At 65.0% G+C, this 15,220-nt stretch carries 16 protein-coding genes and 1 riboswitch; of the genes, 8 read left to right on the forward strand and 8 right to left on the reverse strand.

The features are described 5' to 3' along the window. The first annotated feature begins 452 nt into the window (after positions 1-452). Together ABD301_RS41510 and ABD301_RS41515 are read left to right on the forward strand one after the other, a co-directional pair. Entirely contained in the window at positions 453-788 is a 336-nt protein-coding gene (locus ABD301_RS41510; RefSeq protein WP_163572808.1) for an ArsR/SmtB family transcription factor, read from the forward strand. Then, positions 788-1,204, forward strand: coding sequence for a Fur family transcriptional regulator (locus ABD301_RS41515; RefSeq protein ID WP_163572809.1), 417 nt, complete (start codon positions 788-790; stop codon positions 1,202-1,204). The genes ABD301_RS41510 and ABD301_RS41515 overlap by 1 nt, the downstream gene beginning before the upstream one ends. 4 nt (positions 1,205-1,208) lie before the next feature. Here ABD301_RS41515 and ABD301_RS41520 read toward each other — a convergent pair whose 3' ends face one another. Both ABD301_RS41520 and ABD301_RS41525 read right to left on the reverse strand, forming a co-directional pair. Beyond that, entirely contained in the window at positions 1,209-1,931 is a 723-nt protein-coding gene (locus ABD301_RS41520; RefSeq protein ID WP_344315500.1) for a TIGR03943 family putative permease subunit, read from the reverse strand. Beyond that, positions 1,928-2,938, reverse strand: a complete 1,011-nt coding sequence (locus tag ABD301_RS41525; protein ID WP_425552034.1) for a permease — start codon at positions 2,936-2,938, stop codon at positions 1,928-1,930. The genes ABD301_RS41520 and ABD301_RS41525 overlap by 4 nt, the downstream gene beginning before the upstream one ends. Positions 2,939-3,042: 104 nt before the next feature. Next, a riboswitch (TPP riboswitch) is annotated at positions 3,043-3,147 on the forward strand. Positions 3,148-3,233: 86 nt separating this feature from the next. On the opposite strand from ABD301_RS41525, the gene ABD301_RS41530 reads away from it, so the two are divergent. The 3 genes from ABD301_RS41530 to ABD301_RS41540 are packed head-to-tail and all read left to right on the forward strand — an operon-like array spanning position 3,234 to position 5,989. Beyond that, a complete protein-coding gene (locus ABD301_RS41530) occupies positions 3,234-3,830 on the forward strand; it encodes an ECF transporter S component (protein ID WP_344315501.1) in 597 nt (198 codons plus the stop codon). Further along, positions 3,831-5,246 (forward strand): ABC transporter ATP-binding protein, encoded by a 1,416-nt coding sequence (locus tag ABD301_RS41535; protein WP_279582712.1) that lies wholly within the window; start codon positions 3,831-3,833, stop codon positions 5,244-5,246. Then, complete coding sequence (locus ABD301_RS41540) at positions 5,243-5,989, forward strand: energy-coupling factor transporter transmembrane component T family protein (RefSeq protein WP_344315502.1); 747 nt, start codon at positions 5,243-5,245, stop codon at positions 5,987-5,989. Before ABD301_RS41535 ends, ABD301_RS41540 begins: the two co-directional genes overlap by 4 nt. Here ABD301_RS41540 and ABD301_RS41545 read toward each other — a convergent pair. Next, entirely contained in the window at positions 5,978-6,316 is a 339-nt protein-coding gene (locus ABD301_RS41545) for a DUF6191 domain-containing protein (RefSeq protein ID WP_344315503.1), read from the reverse strand. The genes ABD301_RS41540 and ABD301_RS41545 overlap by 12 nt on opposite strands. A 134-nt stretch (positions 6,317-6,450) precedes the next feature. Between ABD301_RS41545 and ABD301_RS41550 the strand changes: the two genes are divergently transcribed. Both ABD301_RS41550 and ABD301_RS41555 read left to right on the forward strand, forming a co-directional pair. Continuing rightward, the gene (locus tag ABD301_RS41550) at positions 6,451-7,797 is read left to right on the forward strand and encodes a hypothetical protein (protein ID WP_344315504.1); all 1,347 of its coding nucleotides are present in this window, start codon (positions 6,451-6,453) and stop codon (positions 7,795-7,797) included. A gap of 257 nt (positions 7,798-8,054) precedes the next feature. Next, on the forward strand, positions 8,055-8,984 hold the full coding sequence (locus tag ABD301_RS41555) for a trypsin-like serine peptidase (protein WP_344315506.1): 930 nt from the start codon (positions 8,055-8,057) through the stop codon (positions 8,982-8,984). A gap of 2 nt (positions 8,985-8,986) precedes the next feature. Here ABD301_RS41555 and ABD301_RS41560 read toward each other — a convergent pair whose 3' ends face one another. Further along, the gene (locus ABD301_RS41560; protein ID WP_163572813.1) at positions 8,987-9,826 is read right to left on the reverse strand and encodes an isoprenyl transferase; all 840 of its coding nucleotides are present in this window, start codon (positions 9,824-9,826) and stop codon (positions 8,987-8,989) included. Beyond that, complete coding sequence (gene recO / locus ABD301_RS41565; protein WP_163572814.1) at positions 9,778-10,503, reverse strand: DNA repair protein RecO; 726 nt, start codon at positions 10,501-10,503, stop codon at positions 9,778-9,780. Before recO ends, ABD301_RS41560 begins: the two co-directional genes overlap by 49 nt. A gap of 199 nt (positions 10,504-10,702) precedes the next feature. On the opposite strand from recO, the gene ABD301_RS41570 reads away from it, so the two are divergent. After that, positions 10,703-11,734: a M4 family metallopeptidase gene (locus tag ABD301_RS41570; protein WP_344315507.1), complete on the forward strand. Its 1,032-nt coding sequence runs from the start codon at positions 10,703-10,705 to the stop codon at positions 11,732-11,734. On the opposite strand, the gene ABD301_RS41575 is transcribed toward ABD301_RS41570, so the two are convergent. From ABD301_RS41575 to ABD301_RS41585, 3 genes are all read right to left on the reverse strand, one after another. Continuing rightward, complete coding sequence (locus tag ABD301_RS41575; protein WP_163572815.1) at positions 11,735-12,061, reverse strand: hypothetical protein; 327 nt, start codon at positions 12,059-12,061, stop codon at positions 11,735-11,737. A gap of 890 nt (positions 12,062-12,951) precedes the next feature. Continuing rightward, on the reverse strand, positions 12,952-13,743 hold the full coding sequence (locus ABD301_RS41580; RefSeq protein ID WP_163572816.1) for a polymorphic toxin-type HINT domain-containing protein: 792 nt from the start codon (positions 13,741-13,743) through the stop codon (positions 12,952-12,954). Positions 13,744-14,398: 655 nt separating this feature from the next. Next, positions 14,399-15,172: a polymorphic toxin-type HINT domain-containing protein gene (locus tag ABD301_RS41585; protein WP_344315508.1), complete on the reverse strand. Its 774-nt coding sequence runs from the start codon at positions 15,170-15,172 to the stop codon at positions 14,399-14,401. Between the last annotated feature and the right edge of the window lie 48 nt (positions 15,173-15,220).

Below are 15,220 nucleotides of genomic sequence, written 5' to 3' on the forward strand. Positions count from 1 at the left end.
GGCCAGGTCTGGGTCCCGCAGAGGCGGCGGACCCAGACCTGGCCGCCGATCAGGCTGGCCACTCGGAGGGGTTTTGGCTGGTCAGCCCAGGGAGACCCCGGTGATCGACAGGGCCGGCAACTGAGAGCACAGTCCGTACTGCATCTGGCGCTTCTCCTTCGTCCCGCGGCGGACTCGCGTCCATCTGGTCACTGCGGTATTTACCTTGCCCAATCGGATGAAATCCGACAAGAGGGCAACCGACCCCAGTGTCGCATTGGTGGACAGTGTCCGGATAACTTTGTGAACAAAGGCCGTCACCGCGCGTCGAGAAAACGACAAAGCATTCCAAAAACCCCAGGCATTCTTATGTACTCTGTGATAATTCGAGTACAGCCAGCATTTGCTGTGATGTCCGCCACTCCACCATTCATGCGTAACATTGCATATGAACATGCGTTACGGTGGGGCGCATGTCGGTCCAGGCTCAGAGCACCCCCACCAAGAGCAGCGGCGAAACCGGGACGTACCACCACTTCGCGGCGGCCGGCGAGCTGCTCCGGTCACTCGCCGCGCCGATCCGGATCGCGATCGTCACCGAGCTGTCCGCCGGTCCGCTGTGCGTTCACGAGCTGGTCGCCGCGCTCGGCGCACCGCAGCCGCTGGTGTCGCAACACCTGCGGGTGCTGCGGGTCGCCAAGCTGGTGACCACCGAGCGGCGCGGCCGGGAAATCGCGTACGCACTGACAGACCAGCACGTCGCCCAGATCGTGGCGGACGCGGTCTCACACGCTGGAGAGGTTCGCTGATGACGGGCAACACGGCCCACGCCGTACCGGGTCGGGCCACCCGGCAGCGCCGGGCGGTGGCCGTCCTGCTGTCCGAGACCGACGAGTTCCGCAGCGCGCAGGACCTGCACCGGCTGCTGTCCGAACGCGGCGAGGCGGTCGGCCTGACCACCGTTTATCGCACCCTGCAATCAATGGCCGACGCCGGCGACATCGACGTGATGCGGCCGCCCGGCGGCGAGCACCTCTACCGGCACTGCGGGCAGAACCAGCACCACCACCATCACCTGGTCTGCCGGCGCTGTGGCAAGGCCGTCGAGGTGGACGGCCCGCCGGCCGAGCGTTGGGTGGACAAGGTCGCTGAGGACAACGGCTTCACCGACCTCAGCCACACCTTCGACATCTTCGGCCTCTGCGCCGACTGCTCCTGCAAGTAGAACGCTATTCGTAGACCTCTTCGGGCGCCGCGATCCGCTTAGCGGAAGCGACCGACACGAACGGGATCGGCTGCCGGTTGAGCGGGTCGACGTCAGTGCCCGGGACGTACGTGCCGACGACGTTCAGCCAGGTGTTCGCGGACAGCCCGTCGGGCACGTTCCCGCGCATCTCGATCTTGATCGGCAGCGCGTCGGCCGCGCAGCACGTGATGACCATCCGGGTCAGGTAGAAACCGCCGCCGGGGCGCGGACTCGCGAAGCCGGTGAGCAGCAGATGGCGGCTGTTCAGCGACAGCCCCTGGTCCCAGATCGCCCGGGACGCATAGTCCAGCAGCGTCACCGGCACCGGATTGCCGGCCGGCAACGGCGGATACTGGGACTTCGCGGCCACCGCGGTGCCGGTCCGGCCGGCCGCGTACGAGCCGAGGGCGGGCGGCCCGATCAGGAAGATCGCGAGCACCGGCAACACCAGCAGCCACGCGACGACCCCTCCCCCGTGCTTGTGGCCGTGCGCGTCACCCTCATCGTGGTCGTGGTCGTGCGTACGCGGCTGGAACAACTCACGGAAGAGCGTGACCAGCGCGATCACCACCAGGATCGCGCCGGCCGCGATCAGCAGCGGGCGTACGCCTGCCTTCACATATCGCAGGTAGACATCGCTGAGGCTGATCCGCAGCAAGGCCCCGCCAAACAGCAGCAGCAGGACACTGCGGGCTTCGGAGATCACAGCAGCACCAACCCCACACCCGTACCGATGATGATGGCCACCACGAAGGTCGCCGGCGCGAACCGCACCGCGAAGGCGCGGGAGAAGGCGCCGGCCTGCATCGCGAAGAGTTTCAGGTCGATCATCGGCCCGACCACCAGGAACACCAGCCGCGCGGTGAGCGAGAACTGAGTCAGCGACGCGGCCACAAAGGCGTCCGCCTCCGAGCAGATGGACAGCACCACCGCGAGCACCGCGAGGCCGACCACGGCCAACACCGGGTTGTGCGCGATGGTCGCGAGCACCGAGGCCGGTACGAGCACATTGAGTGTCGCCGCGGTCAGCCCGCCCACCACCAGGAAGCCGCCAGCGGGCAGGAAGTCGGCGCGGGCGGTCTCCAGAAACGCCTGCCAACGCGGCATCCCGGTCAGCGCAGCCCGGCGCGGCAGCCGGATCCACTCCGGCCTGCCGATCCGCAGCCACAGCCAGCCCATCGCCACCGAGGTCAGCACCGACGCGGTGAACCGGGCCACCACCATCATCGGCTGGCCCGGGAAGGCGACCGCGGTGGCGACCAGCACGATCGGGTTGATCGCCGGGGCGGACAGCAAGAAAGCGAGCGCCGCGGCCGGTGCCACCCCCCGGCGCATCAGGCCGCCGGCAATCGGCACCGAGCCGCACTCGCAGCCCGGCAGCACCATCCCGGCCACGCCCGCCACCGGCACCGCGAGCACGGCCCGGGACGGCAGTACGCGAGCGAAGAAGTCCGGTGGAACCAGCACCGCCAGGCCAGCGCTGATCAGCACACCCAGCACCAGGAACGGCGTCGCCTGGACCACGATCGAGACAAAGACCGTCGCCCAGGTCTGCATGATCGGGGCGGTGAACGCGCCAACCACCAGACCACGGAAGGCGACGATGCCCACACAAACGAGGATCAGCGCGTACAAAGACCAGGGCCGTGGCGACTTTTCCGGAGAGGGCTCGTCGGTAGTCGGCTCGAGCGTACGAACCTCAGGGGACGGCACCTCGCCAGCGTAGCCGGCCGGTTTTCTCGCCCTGGCGGTTGTCCACAGGCTTTACCGGCCCTTTTCCCTCGATGAACCAATGCTGGCGTGTTACGGTCGCCGGGTCAGTACGACAGGGGAGCGCCGGACGCGCTGAGAGTGCGGGACAACCGCAGACCCTCAGACCTGATCTGGGTAATGCCAGCGCAGGAAGTCGATTCATCCGCTTCCGCTGCGATGCCGCATGCGCGGTTCCGTAGTGGATGCCGGATGAGCGTCGAAGCACTCCTCCTTCGAGCCAGAAGGAGGCCCACCCATGGCCAGCACCACCCTCCCACCCAGCCGCCGATGGCGAACCGTCGACATCGTGGTGACCGCGATCGTCGGCGTCGTCTTCGGTGCCGTTTTCTTCGGCTGGGGACCCGTCTACAGCCTGCTGTCCGTGCCGCTCAAGGGCGTCGCACCCCTTACCGGGCTGCTGTCCGGGGTGTGGTTCATCCCGGCCGTGCTGGCCCCGCTGCTGGTCCGCCGGCCGGGCGCCGCGCTGTTCGCGGAGCTGCTGGGCGCGGTCGTCGAGATGGTGATGGGCGGCCAGTACGGCTTCGCCACCCTGCTGTCCGGACTCGCGCAGGGCCTCGGCGCCGAGCTCGTCTTCTTCGCCTTCCGCTATCGCTCGTACTCGCTGCCGACCGCGCTGCTGGCCGGCGCCGCGAGTGGCCTGGGCTGCGCGATCGTCGACGTGATCGTGTCGTACGCGGGCTTCGACCTCGGCTGGAAGGCGACCTACACGGTGGCCTGCATGGTCGGCGGGTTGGTGTTGGCCGGGCTGGTCTCGTGGCTGATCGCCCGTGGGCTGAGCGCGACCGGCGTGCTGTCGGCGCTCGCCGGCGGCCGCAAACAGACCCGGGTTTAGGTGCCTGGCAAGGACATTCGGCTGGCTGGCTGGGGATGGCGGCATCCGGGCCGCAAGGCGTGGGCGGTCCGGGGTGTCGACCTCAGCATCCAGCCGGGCGAACGAGTGCTGCTGCTGGGCGCTTCCGGTGCCGGCAAGAGCACGTTGTTGCGTGGGCTGGCCGGATTGCTGGATCCAGAGGTCGGAGACGAGGACGGTGTCCTTCAGATCGCTGGAGAACACCCGCGAGCGGCGGCCGAGCCGGTCGGCTATCTTCAGCAGGATCCAGAAAGTCAGCTGGTGATGGCCCGCTGCGGCGACGATGTGGCCTTTGGGCTGGAAAACCTCGCCGTACCAGCGCGGGAGATCTGGCCGCGAGTGGACGCCGCGCTGTCGACGGTCGGCTTCGGCTATCCGCGCGACTGGCCGACCGCCGCTCTTTCCGGCGGTGAGCAGCAGCGGCTCGCACTGGCCGGGGTTTTGGCTCAGCGGCCGGGTTTGCTGCTGTTGGACGAGCCGACCGCGAACGTCGACCCGGAAGGCGCCACCTCGGTACGCAAGGCCATCGACGCGGTGTTGGACGACACCGGCGCCACGCTCGTCCTGATCGAGCACCGCGTCGCCGAGTCGCTCGCGCTGGTCGACCGGGTGGTGGTGCTGTCCCCTTCGGGCGTACTGGCTGACGGTCGTCCGGACGACGTGCTGTCGACTCAGGGCGACGCGCTGACGGCTGCTGGTGTGTGGGTGCCCGGTGCGCCCGTACGAGCGCGCCGCTCCCCCACCAGCGATCGCGTTTCGTTGCTGTCGGCCGCTTCCGTACGAGTCGATCCGTCCATTGTGGACGACGTCTCGGTCAGCCTGCGGACCGCCGAGGTCACCGCGATCACCGGCCCGAACGGCGCCGGCAAGACGACCCTCGCGCGAGTGCTGGGCGGGCTCGTACGCCCGTCCGGCGGCCATGTCGAGGGCACCCCTGAATTGTCCGGCACCGACCGCAGACCGCCGTGGAAATGGCGGGCAAGTGACCTCGCCGGCCGGATCGGCGCGGTTTTCCAGGACCCCGAACACCAGTTCCTCACCGGCCGAGTCTGCGACGAGTTGTTGTTGCGTACGAAGGATGTTCGTCGAGCCGATGAGCTGTTGGCCAGGCTGCGGTTGGAAAAATTGGCCGCTGCGAACCCGTTCACCCTGTCCGGCGGAGAACAGCGCCGGCTCTCGGTCGCGACGGCTTTGGTGGCCGCGCCGGCTTTGCTGATTCTGGACGAGCCAACCTTCGGCCAGGACCGGAACACCTGGACCGAGTTGGTCGAAATGCTGGACGCCCTGCGCGCCGAGGGCGTCGGCATCGCGGTCGTCACCCACGACACCGCCTTCACCGAGGCGCTGGCCGACCGGGTGCTCTGGATGTCCGCCGGTCACCTGGAGCCCGCCGAATGACGACTTTCGCCCGTACCGCACCGGCTTTTCTGCACCGCCGCAACCCGGTCGCCAAACTGGCCGCCGGCCTGGTCGTCGCGGCCGCCGCGCTGGCCGCCCGCGACCCGGTCACCCCGGCTCTGCTGCTCGTCGGCTGCCTGGTCGCGCTGCCGCTGACTGGCCTCGGACCGGCCGCACTGGCCCGCCGCACCGCGGGCGTCCTGCTCGGGGCGCTCTCGGTTGGCCTCGCGAACGCGCTTTTCGGCAGCCCAGGCGGATGGGCAGTCGGCGGCGCGCTCGCGATGCGGGTGCTCGCGATCGCGCTTCCCGGCGTGCTCATGTTGTCCACCACCGACCCCACCGACCTGGCCGACTCGCTCGTCCAGCAACTGCGCGCACCGGCCCGGTTCGCGTACGGGTCACTTGCCGCGCTCCGGCTGCTTCCGTTGCTGGCAACCGAATGGCAGACAATCGGGCTGGCCCGGCGGGCTCGCGGCGTGTCTTCCGGCGGAAATCCGGTAATTGCCGTAAGACTGCTCTTCGGCCGGGTTTTCACGCTGCTGGTCGGCGCGATCCGGCGCGCCAGCAGAATCGCGGCGGCAATGGACTCGCGCGGCTTCGACTCGCGGCTGCCTCGTACATACGCGCGCCAGCAAACCGTCGGCGGCACGGACGTACTTCTGTTGCTGGTAGCGGTATCGCTCGCGGTGGCCGCCACCGCGGTGAGCATTGCTGTGGGCAGCTGGCAGCCGTTAGTCAGCTGAGGGAAGGTTCTTGTCTGGCCGAAGAACGAGGTTGGCAACGTTGTTGTCGAGGTCGATCCTGGTCCGCGGCGGGGCACCGTCGCTTTCTTCCTCGCGCTGCATCAGCGACGACTGCTTGAAGTCACGGCGATATGGTTTGGTGCCACGAAAAGCCAACTCGAACTCGTCGAGGCCGGCGCCGGTGATCGACATCGCGCCGAACATCTCCGGGTCGCGGCGCTTGCGCCACGGCAGCCAGCCGAGCCGCTTCACCACCAGCTTCTCGAAGGCTGCCGCCACGAGAAGCAACAGCACCAGGGCCGGGATCACCAAAGCGGCCGCTGTCATCACATCCACTTCCCCCTAACTCCGCCACGGCCACTTTGGTTCCGACCGGTCCACGCGAGCACATTTCGGCTATATCTCGGCTATATGTCCGGTCTATATGGTGATGAGTCCGTGCACCTGAGCCGGAGGTCGACATGCGCAGGCGTTCGCTCCCACTAATCGCGGCCGCACTGCTGGTGGCCGGCTTGTTGATCGCCACTCCCGCCCAGGCGGCCACCGGGCCGGCACTGTCCGCTTCGACACTGTCCGCGATGACCTTGACAGACAACGGCAGTTTCCCCGTGGTGACTGGACAACGCAACGCCGTGGAGGCAGCGGGCGCGCCGCTTACGGTGGTGCGGCTGAACACGATCATCGCCGGCGGCTACGACACCCGGGCGATCTGCCATCCGACCGACCTGCGGGTCACCGCGAGCGTGGCCGGTTTCTGTTGGACCACCACCGACGACAGCACCACGACCTGGTATCCGCAGGGCATCACCGGCAGCGGCGACGGCGTCAACGGCTCGGTGCTCTACCCGCCCTGCGATGGCTGCGCTGGACGGAAAATCGTCGCGGTGAGCTGGCACGGCACCAATGACGCGCTGGCCCGGGTCACTTTCGTCGATGTCGCCAATGGCACGTACCGGCATGTGCTTCTCGTCGAACCGGACAGCGCCTCGACGCGTTTTCACGCCGTAGAAAGCCATGCCGACGGCATCATGTGGTACGGAAACAAGCTTTTCCTGGTCAGCGGCGGAACCCGGGTCGTACGCGTCTTCGACCTGACACATTTCTGGCAGATGAGCAGCACCACGTCCGGCGCGGTCGGTTGTACCGCGACGATCTGCTCGGCGGCGTATTCCGGCTTCGCGCTGCCGGAAATCGGCTACTACCAGTTCCCGGACGCGGCGGGCTGCGAACCGTTGCGTACCAACGATCCCTCCGCGCCCACCCATCCCTGCTTCACCAGCGTCTCGCTCGACCGGTCCACCGTCCCCGACTCGCTGGTCACCAGCGAATACGACGACCAGGGTCCACAGGGCCGCATCCTGCGCTGGCCCCTGGACGCCAGCACAGCACAGCTCAAACCCGGAGCGGACGGGCTCGTACGCCCCAGTCAAGGCTGGACTTCGCCCGTCTTCCGTATGCAGGGAGCCGTTTTCACCGGCGGCCACGGCATTATCTCAGGCCTGTGCCCCAACGGCGAGCCACCAGTCAGCAACATGCCGGCCGGCCCCAACAACGAGGCCGTCTACCACGGTTTCGCCAAGGCCTGCCTACATAAGGCGACTATCTCCGCGGACGGAACCCTCGACGTGCACTATTGGACGACGGCGCCCCTGAATTCGGAAAATGTCAGCTACTGGCCATCGAGCGGCGAGCTCTGGCTGCTCAACGAATTCCGCGGCTCCACCGACACATACGTGAATCCGCCCAAGGCGTACCCCGGCGACCGCCTCGTCCTCGCCCTGCACTGCCCCGCCCTCATCTGCTCCTAGCGCTTAAGGCCCACTTAAAAACCGTGGGCGGGCGGAAACCATAATTCTTCCTCAAATGGCCGGACATCTTTCGCAGAACACCCCAGCAAAGCCGGACAAATGCCACCCAACTTCGGGTGGCTCCCAAAAGATTTGGGGTTTCTGTTTTCCGGGTCTGGCAGGATGCCCGCAGTCCTGCATAATTCTGGCCGAACCCCGTTTCTCGCCCCACCCCAGGCATTTGGGGTCATTCCCATCTCCATCAGGAGGCGCTTTCCATGCTGAGATTCAGCAGAATCGCCGTTGTCCTCGCCGTGACCGCGCTGGCGTCGGCCGGTGTCTCGGCCGCGGCTGCGGCGGCTCCCACCGGTTCGGCCGTCGTACGAGTCATGGCCAACCAGGGCAAGGCCGCCGCGTACTGGACGCCCGACCGCATGCGCCATGCGCTGCCCGGCGATCGGCTGGTCGCCGACGATGTCCGCAAGGCGCGGCAAAACGGCTCGCTGAGCCACTTGGTTGAGCGCGGACAGCCGCAGAGCGCCCAGGCAATCGCGGCCGCTCCGAACATCGCACCGATCGCCCACATCGGCAAGGTTTTCATGACCCTGGACGGAACTGACTACGTCTGCTCCGGCAACTCGGTCACCAGTGGCAACCACGACGTGGTCGCCACCGCCGGCCACTGCGTGAAAGACGGCAGTGGCTCGTGGGTGTCGAACTTCGTCTTCGTGCCGGACTACAACAACGGCAGCGAGATCTACGGCGAGTATTCCGCACGTACGGTCGTCACCACGTCTGGCTGGGCGAATTCCGGGGATCTCAACTACGACACCGGATTCGCGGTCATGGCCGCGAACGGCAGCGAGCACGTGAACAACGGTGTCGGCGCTTCCGGCGTGGCCTTCAACCAGTCCCGCGGCCGCGCGTACACGCTCTACGGCTACCCGGCCGCGCCGCCTTTCAACGGTGAAACCCTGCAAACCTGCAGCGGCACCGCGCGGCAGGACAGCCAGGGCAGCACGGACCAGGGCGTCAGCTGCACCATGACCGGCGGCTCGTCCGGCGGCCCGTGGTTCCTCGGCAGCGGCGCCAACGGCCAGCAGAACTCGATCAACAGCTTCGGCTACAACAACATCGCGAACGTGATGTGGGGCCCCTACTGGGGATCGCAGATCCAGGGCGCCTACAACACCGCCAGCGCCGCCTAAAGTTACGGCTCCGGGACCGGATTTGGTACGGCACCGCCGTATCTCCGGTCCCGGGTCGCGTAAAGCTCGCAGGCGTACCAAAGATGCCGCCGGTCGAAGTCCGGGAACAGCGTGTCCAGGAAGACCATCTCGGCGTAGACCGACTGCCAGGGCAGGAAATTGGACGTCCGCTGCTCTCCTGATGAGCGTACGAACAAATCCACGTCCGGCAGATCTGGTTCATCCAGATAGCGCGCGAAAACCGCCTCGGTGATCCGGTCCGGATTCACCCGACCGTCCCTGACGTCCCGGGCCAGCGCCGCCGCGGCATCCACGATTTCCGCGCGACCGCCGTAATTCACGCACATGTTCAGCGTCATTTTGGTGTTGTGCCGAGTCATCTCCTCGGCGGTCTCCAGCTCGCCGATCACGCTTCGCCACAGCCGCGGCCGGCGACCGGACCAGCGCATGCGTACGCCCCGGGCATTGAGCTCATCGCGGCGGCGACGCAGCACGTTGCGGTTGAAGCCCATCAGGAAACGCACCTCGTCCGGCGAACGTTTCCAGTTCTCGGTGGAAAACGCGTACACCGACAGGCAGCCGACGCCCAGTTCCAAGCAGCCGTCGACGATGTCGAACAGCGAGAACTCGCCCTGCTTGTGACCCTCGATCCGAGGCAACCCGCGGGCCTTGGCCCACCGGCCGTTGCCATCCATCACCAGGGCGATGTGCTTGGGCACCAAATCCGCCGGAATAGTGGGCGGGCGTACGCCAGTGGGATGTGGTTGTGGTGCTTGCAAAACTCGCGCCGTCTTCACCGCTCGACCAGTTTCAACGATCTCAGTCCCCGCTCCAGGTGCCATTGCAAATGTGCCGCGGTCAGCCCGGAGGCCTCCCGCCGCGGCGCCGGGTCACTGCCGTCCGCGCTTTCCCAGTCCCCGGACAGCAACGCGCGCATCAGCATCATGCTCGCCGGCGCCGGGCTGGCCGAGCCGGCCGGCTTGCACGTACCGCAGACCGCGCCGCCGGCCGGCACCGAGAAGGCGCGATGCTCACCCGGCAGTCCGCAGACCGCGCACTCGTGCAGCGCCGGCGCCCAGCCGGCCACCGCCATCGCACGCAGCAAGTATGCGTCCAAAACGAGCGACGACGAGTGCTCGCCGGTGGACATCGTCCGGAGCGCGCCGACGGCCAGCAGGTATTGCCGCAGCGACGGCTCGTGGTCCTCGGTGAGGCGCTCGGCGGCCTCCACGATCGCACTGGCCGCCGTGTAGCGCGGGTAGTCCGACGCCATGTCCCGCCCGTACGGCGAGATGGTCTCGACCTGACTGACCACGTGCAACGACCGGCCGGTCGCCAGCTGCACGTCGACGTGGTTGAACGGCTCCAGCCGGGCGCCGAACCGGCTGGTGGTCTTGCGGATGCCCTTGGCGACGGCTCTTACGCGACCGTTGCGCTTGGTCAGCAGCGTGACGATGCGGTCGGCCTCGCCCAGCTTGTGCAGGCGCAGGACCACCGCGTCGTCTCGATAAAGGGGCACCCGCCAATCCTGCCACTTCCGCCCACACGGTCGGCGACCTTGGGTGTCGTGGCGCTCTTTAAGATTGGGCCTTCGACAATGCTAGGAAAGCGGGCATCCAGTGCGAGAAGTGGCATCGACGGGCGCCAACGGGTGCCCCAGAGGGCACCAAGCCGTTCGGTTGATTGCAAACGACCGTCACAGTGTGTCACCGTTATCTATGCGTACAGTTAACTGCATCCTCCCCCCGCACATCGTCGAGCGGCTACGCCAGCACGGCGACTCCACCATGCGCGACATCGCCACCGCGACGGCCGCCATCGACCTGCGGATGCGCGAGGAGAACCGCCGACCGCAGCTGCGTGGCGCGCTTCCCGAGCAGCCCCACCTGCAACGCCAGATCAGCGACGCCGCCGGCACCGAAGACCTGCCCGGCACCAAAATCCGCTCCGAGGGCGACCCGCCGGCCACCGATGAGGCCGTCAACGACGCGTACGACAAACTCGGGTCGGTTTTCAAGTACTACCTGGACGTACACAGCCGAAACGCTATCGACGGCGCCGGCGGCCCACTGCTGGCTACCGTGCATTACAGCCAAAAATACGACAACGCGTTCTGGGATGGCACCCAGATGGTGTTCGGCGACGGCGACGGCAGCATTTTCGTCGGCTTCACCAAATCCCTGGACGTGATCGGCCACGAGCTCACCCACGGCGTTTCCGCCGAGGAAGCGAAGGGCCTGGAATACCACGATCAACCGGGTGCGCTGAACGAGTCGATCTCCGATGTTTTCGGCTCCATGGTGAAGCAATACGCCCTCGGTCAGGACGCGACACAGGCCGACTGGTTGATCGGCAACGACATCCTCGGCCCGGACTTTCACGGCGTCGCACTGCGCTCGATGGCCGCACCCGGCACCGCGTACGACGACCCACAGCTCGGCAAAGACCCGCAGCCGGCGACCATGGCGCAGTATGTCCAGACCCAGAACGACAACGGTGGCGTACACATCAACTCGGGTATCCCCAACAAGGCATTCCACGACGCCGCGGTCGCACTTGGCGGCAATGCCTGGGAAACCGCCGGCAAGGTCTGGTATGCCGCACTGCTCGACGACCAGATGGACGGCACCCTCGACTTCGCCACCTTCGCCGCCGTGACCGTACGAATCGCCGGCACCCTCCCCGACGGCCCACGCCTCACTGCCGCGATCACCGAGGCATGGAAGGGCGTCGGAGTCTCAGTGGCGTGATCAATACTGACCCGCCGTAGACTTCGCTTGCTCCGCGACGAGCTCAACTTGCCCAGCAGTTAAGCGGCGAAGATCCCAGAGCAGGTCAGCGTCATAACCAAATGACGTGGTGGTTGACGAAGAGTCGGTGACCAGCTGGACTTCTTGGGTCACCACGCCACTCGCGTCGCGGGTGAATGTCGACGTGTGATTTCGAGCGTCCGTCGACGACTGCAGCCGCCCGGCCGGATCGTAGGCAGCCGAAGTCGACGCGAGCACCGTGCGGCCGTCGGTATCCAGCTGATTGACCTGCAGCGGATCACCAAGGAGGTCGTAACTGGTGGCCACGAGTGAGTACTACGGATCATTGAGGGCGCCAGCAATTCTGCACCATCCGCAGCTACCTTGCGACCGCAACGACACACAGCTAGCACTACATCGATGCCATCATCCAACTCGCCGAAGGCAGACCTTGGCTGCCAAAATCCACCTGACCAGTTGTCTTTTGGCTACCGGCATCCTGAGGTCGGTAGATCCCTCAAGGCGGCCCAAATCAAAAAGGCTATCGCGTCAGCTGCGGAGAGAAATGACCCGGCTCACCGGGTGCAAATTTCGGCACTCGCCCGCACCAAAGTCGGGTGTCCGCGAAAGGCGGGGCGGCACCAGAGCCCACCAAGGCGCGCGCTTTCCCACATTTCTTACTGCAAGTCATCTGAAACCGACACCGAGCGCAGACGGCCGTTATTCTAGACTTCGGTCAGTCACCGAGAAACCAGAGGAACTTATGCGGTCGCTTGTCACCCAGCTCGCAAAGTCTTGAGATCTCCAAGAGGAACTCCACTGCCCCAGGTTTAACGCGTTCATCTGTCCGACATACATCAATCTCGGCCCGCAGTGCTCGCATTTGCGATCTGTTGAATATCGTATTTCCATAAGGGTCAATATGCCCGATCATTGGAAATTCGCCAGGAGGAAGATATGGCACCACCCAACCAAGTGCGGGATCCGAAGCAACCATCTCAATCAGGTTCTCGCGTTCGTCACGAAGGCTAACAAGCATTGCCATTAGCCACGCTCCGGCAGGCCTGGATGCGTCGTAATGAGATCTCCATTCCATCTGTTCCGAATGACAGTGTAAACCTGTGTGGAATCGCCGTTTGGATGACGTCCTACATCGGTTCCGGCGTTGATGATGAACTCAACAGTTCCACCTCCGCGTTCATCTTGGATTCGACCAGTCAAGCCTCTCGTTTGATCGGCCATCGCACCGATATCTGTGCCTTCGTTCCATACCGAGTCCTTTTGGGATTGTACCGAGGCCCGTCAACTGTATGCCGCTCTGTTGCATGATCAATGCCGTCGGCATCCTGAAGTTCCTCCCAGGCATCACCGGGGCCACGACTGTCCGTTACTCCACAGTTATGGACGAGGACCGCCGCAGGTCCGGCAAGGACATAGTACGTATGAAGGTCGGGGATGGTGAGGTCGTAGGTGGTGGTGTGCGTGTCGCGGTACAGGCGTGCTGCTAGCACGACCGCCGTACGGCCGTCGGGCTGCTGGAGGCGGTCACCAGCGTGGAGGGCGCCGGCTTCGACGAAGGCAGACTGGGTGATGTCGTAGAACGGGTGATGGGCCGTCGTCGTGACCGTGCCGACAGACGCCCGGTGACCCGAGCGGTCAAGAGACCCGATCGTGAGGTTGACGAAGTCGTAGTCGGTCTTGGTGACGATGACCGTCCCGACCGCGTGCGCTTGCGTCTTCCCGTCACCACCAGGCACGGCGTCCGCGATCTTGTCGCCGACTGCCACCTTGCTGATCGGCTTATGGGAGCCATCGGCCATCAATACGAGGGTCGTGCCGACGAAACTGTGGCAAGGGGGTGCCGCCTCGGCGGAACCGCCGCGGCCACCGCGGGACATGAACGCCTTGCCGACTCCAGCCAGAGCCGCAGCCGGACCCGGAATCGCTCTCGGCCCCGCCATTTCTAAAGAGCGGACAAGGCAGATTTTCGAACCTTGCGGCGCCACCATCCACTCACGTTGCCGTCAACTACTGCCGTGAACCACCGCAGAGCCCCGCCCAGGACACAGGTGATGGGCTTCGAATTTGCTACAGCGATCCGCAGCGAGGGCTGCAGGTCAGAAAGGCGAGGCTACACCTCGTCCTCCAGCCAACGTCCGAATGGAGCAACCTCCAAAAGTTCGGAATTGACCGCCTTCAACCGGCCCACATGGAGTCCATACGAGGGCTTCTACAGCGCCACCTTATCGCCGGATTGCTTGTCACCAACCAAACTATGGTGCAGGCGAGACCGGATTCAATACGATGATTATTTCAGCAGGCTCGTCAGGGTCATCCCCGTAGAGGTCGACCTTGTGGACGTTCCCATTGACTGGAAGCTCAAGTCGAATCTCGCCATTAGGATCATAGATTGCGATGTTTTCCGTCGAGAGCCGCATCGTTCCCGAGAAAAGCAAATTCGCACCTTCAGGGACGTACGGCCCACTGATACAAATAACGGTCACATATCCAGTGGCCGCAGGGACGACCGATACGTACAGCGAGTCAGTGCCGGCGTGGACTGACTCCTGCCCTGGATCCCACGAATCATGAGAATCTACACTGTCCGAAGAAGCGACGACCAGCAGTCCATGAGCGAACCGCGCAAGCCCACCGCCATAAACTCTATCCTCCGCCACTGAACTTAGAGACTGGAAACTCAGCATACCATCCTCGAAGAATTGCGTTAACAATGCCACCTTGTTTGCGCGAGCATACGCTACAGTGCGGGTAAAGAGTCCATGGTCCATTCGGGTTAAGCTTGTTGGCAGGGTTGTGATCGCCCGTCCAATGTCCATCCTTGTACCCTGAATTGTCAGAGCGGCACGCGGTACAGCCGTTTCGGTCGCCAAACTCGTTAATCATTTGTTGTTCATGCGGCAGGACCTTGTCGCCACGTTCCGCCGCGACACCTTCTGCTACTTGCCCGGTCAGGGGAGGCCCAAGCGTTAGCTTACAAAGATTGTCTTCGTCGACATTATGGACAAGCACAGGGAGCAAGCCGGCCGATACATAGTACGTGTGGAGGTCGGGGATGGTGAGGTCGTACGTCGTTGTATGCGTGTCGCGGTACGGCCGTACTGATAGCACCACCGCGGTACGACCGTCGGGTCGCTGGAGGCGGTCACCAACGTGGAGGGCGCCGGCTTCGACGAACGCGGCCTGCGTGAGGTCGTAGAACGGGTGATGAGTCGTAGTCGTGACCGAGCCGACAGATGCCGGGTGACCCGCGTGATCGAGAGAGCCGATGGTGAGGTTGACGAAGTCGTAGTCGGTCTTGGTGACAATGACCGTGCCGACTGCGTGCGCCTGCGTCTTCCTGTCGCCACCTGGAACAGAGTTCGCGATCTTGTCGCCGACGTGCATCTTGCCGATGGGCTTGCTGGACCCGTCCGCCATCAACACCAAAGTGCTACCAACGAAACTGTGCAAAGTACACGAAGGCGA

This window comes from Fodinicola feengrottensis (genome assembly GCF_039530045.1).
GTDB lineage: Bacteria > Actinomycetota > Actinomycetes > Mycobacteriales > HKI-0501 > Fodinicola > Fodinicola feengrottensis.

Coding starts and splice junctions, on each gene's coding strand:
- ABD301_RS41515 (WP_163572809.1), top strand. CDS start 788: ATGACGGGCAACACGGCCCACGCCGTACCGGGTCGGGCCACCCGGCAG.
- ABD301_RS41545 (WP_344315503.1), bottom strand. CDS start 6,316: ATGACAGCGGCCGCTTTGGTGATCCCGGCCCTGGTGCTGTTGCTTCTC.
- ABD301_RS41585 (WP_344315508.1), bottom strand. CDS start 15,172: ATGGCGGACGGGTCCAGCAAGCCCATCGGCAAGATGCACGTCGGCGAC.
- ABD301_RS41540 (WP_344315502.1), top strand. CDS start 5,243: ATGACGACTTTCGCCCGTACCGCACCGGCTTTTCTGCACCGCCGCAAC.
- ABD301_RS41530 (WP_344315501.1), top strand. CDS start 3,234: ATGGCCAGCACCACCCTCCCACCCAGCCGCCGATGGCGAACCGTCGAC.
- ABD301_RS41560 (WP_163572813.1), bottom strand. CDS start 9,826: ATGGCACCTGGAGCGGGGACTGAGATCGTTGAAACTGGTCGAGCGGTG.
- ABD301_RS41510 (WP_163572808.1), top strand. CDS start 453: ATGTCGGTCCAGGCTCAGAGCACCCCCACCAAGAGCAGCGGCGAAACC.
- ABD301_RS41570 (WP_344315507.1), top strand. CDS start 10,703: ATGCGTACAGTTAACTGCATCCTCCCCCCGCACATCGTCGAGCGGCTA.
- ABD301_RS41555 (WP_344315506.1), top strand. CDS start 8,055: ATGCTGAGATTCAGCAGAATCGCCGTTGTCCTCGCCGTGACCGCGCTG.
- ABD301_RS41550 (WP_344315504.1), top strand. CDS start 6,451: ATGCGCAGGCGTTCGCTCCCACTAATCGCGGCCGCACTGCTGGTGGCC.
- ABD301_RS41580 (WP_163572816.1), bottom strand. CDS start 13,743: ATGGTGGCGCCGCAAGGTTCGAAAATCTGCCTTGTCCGCTCTTTAGAA.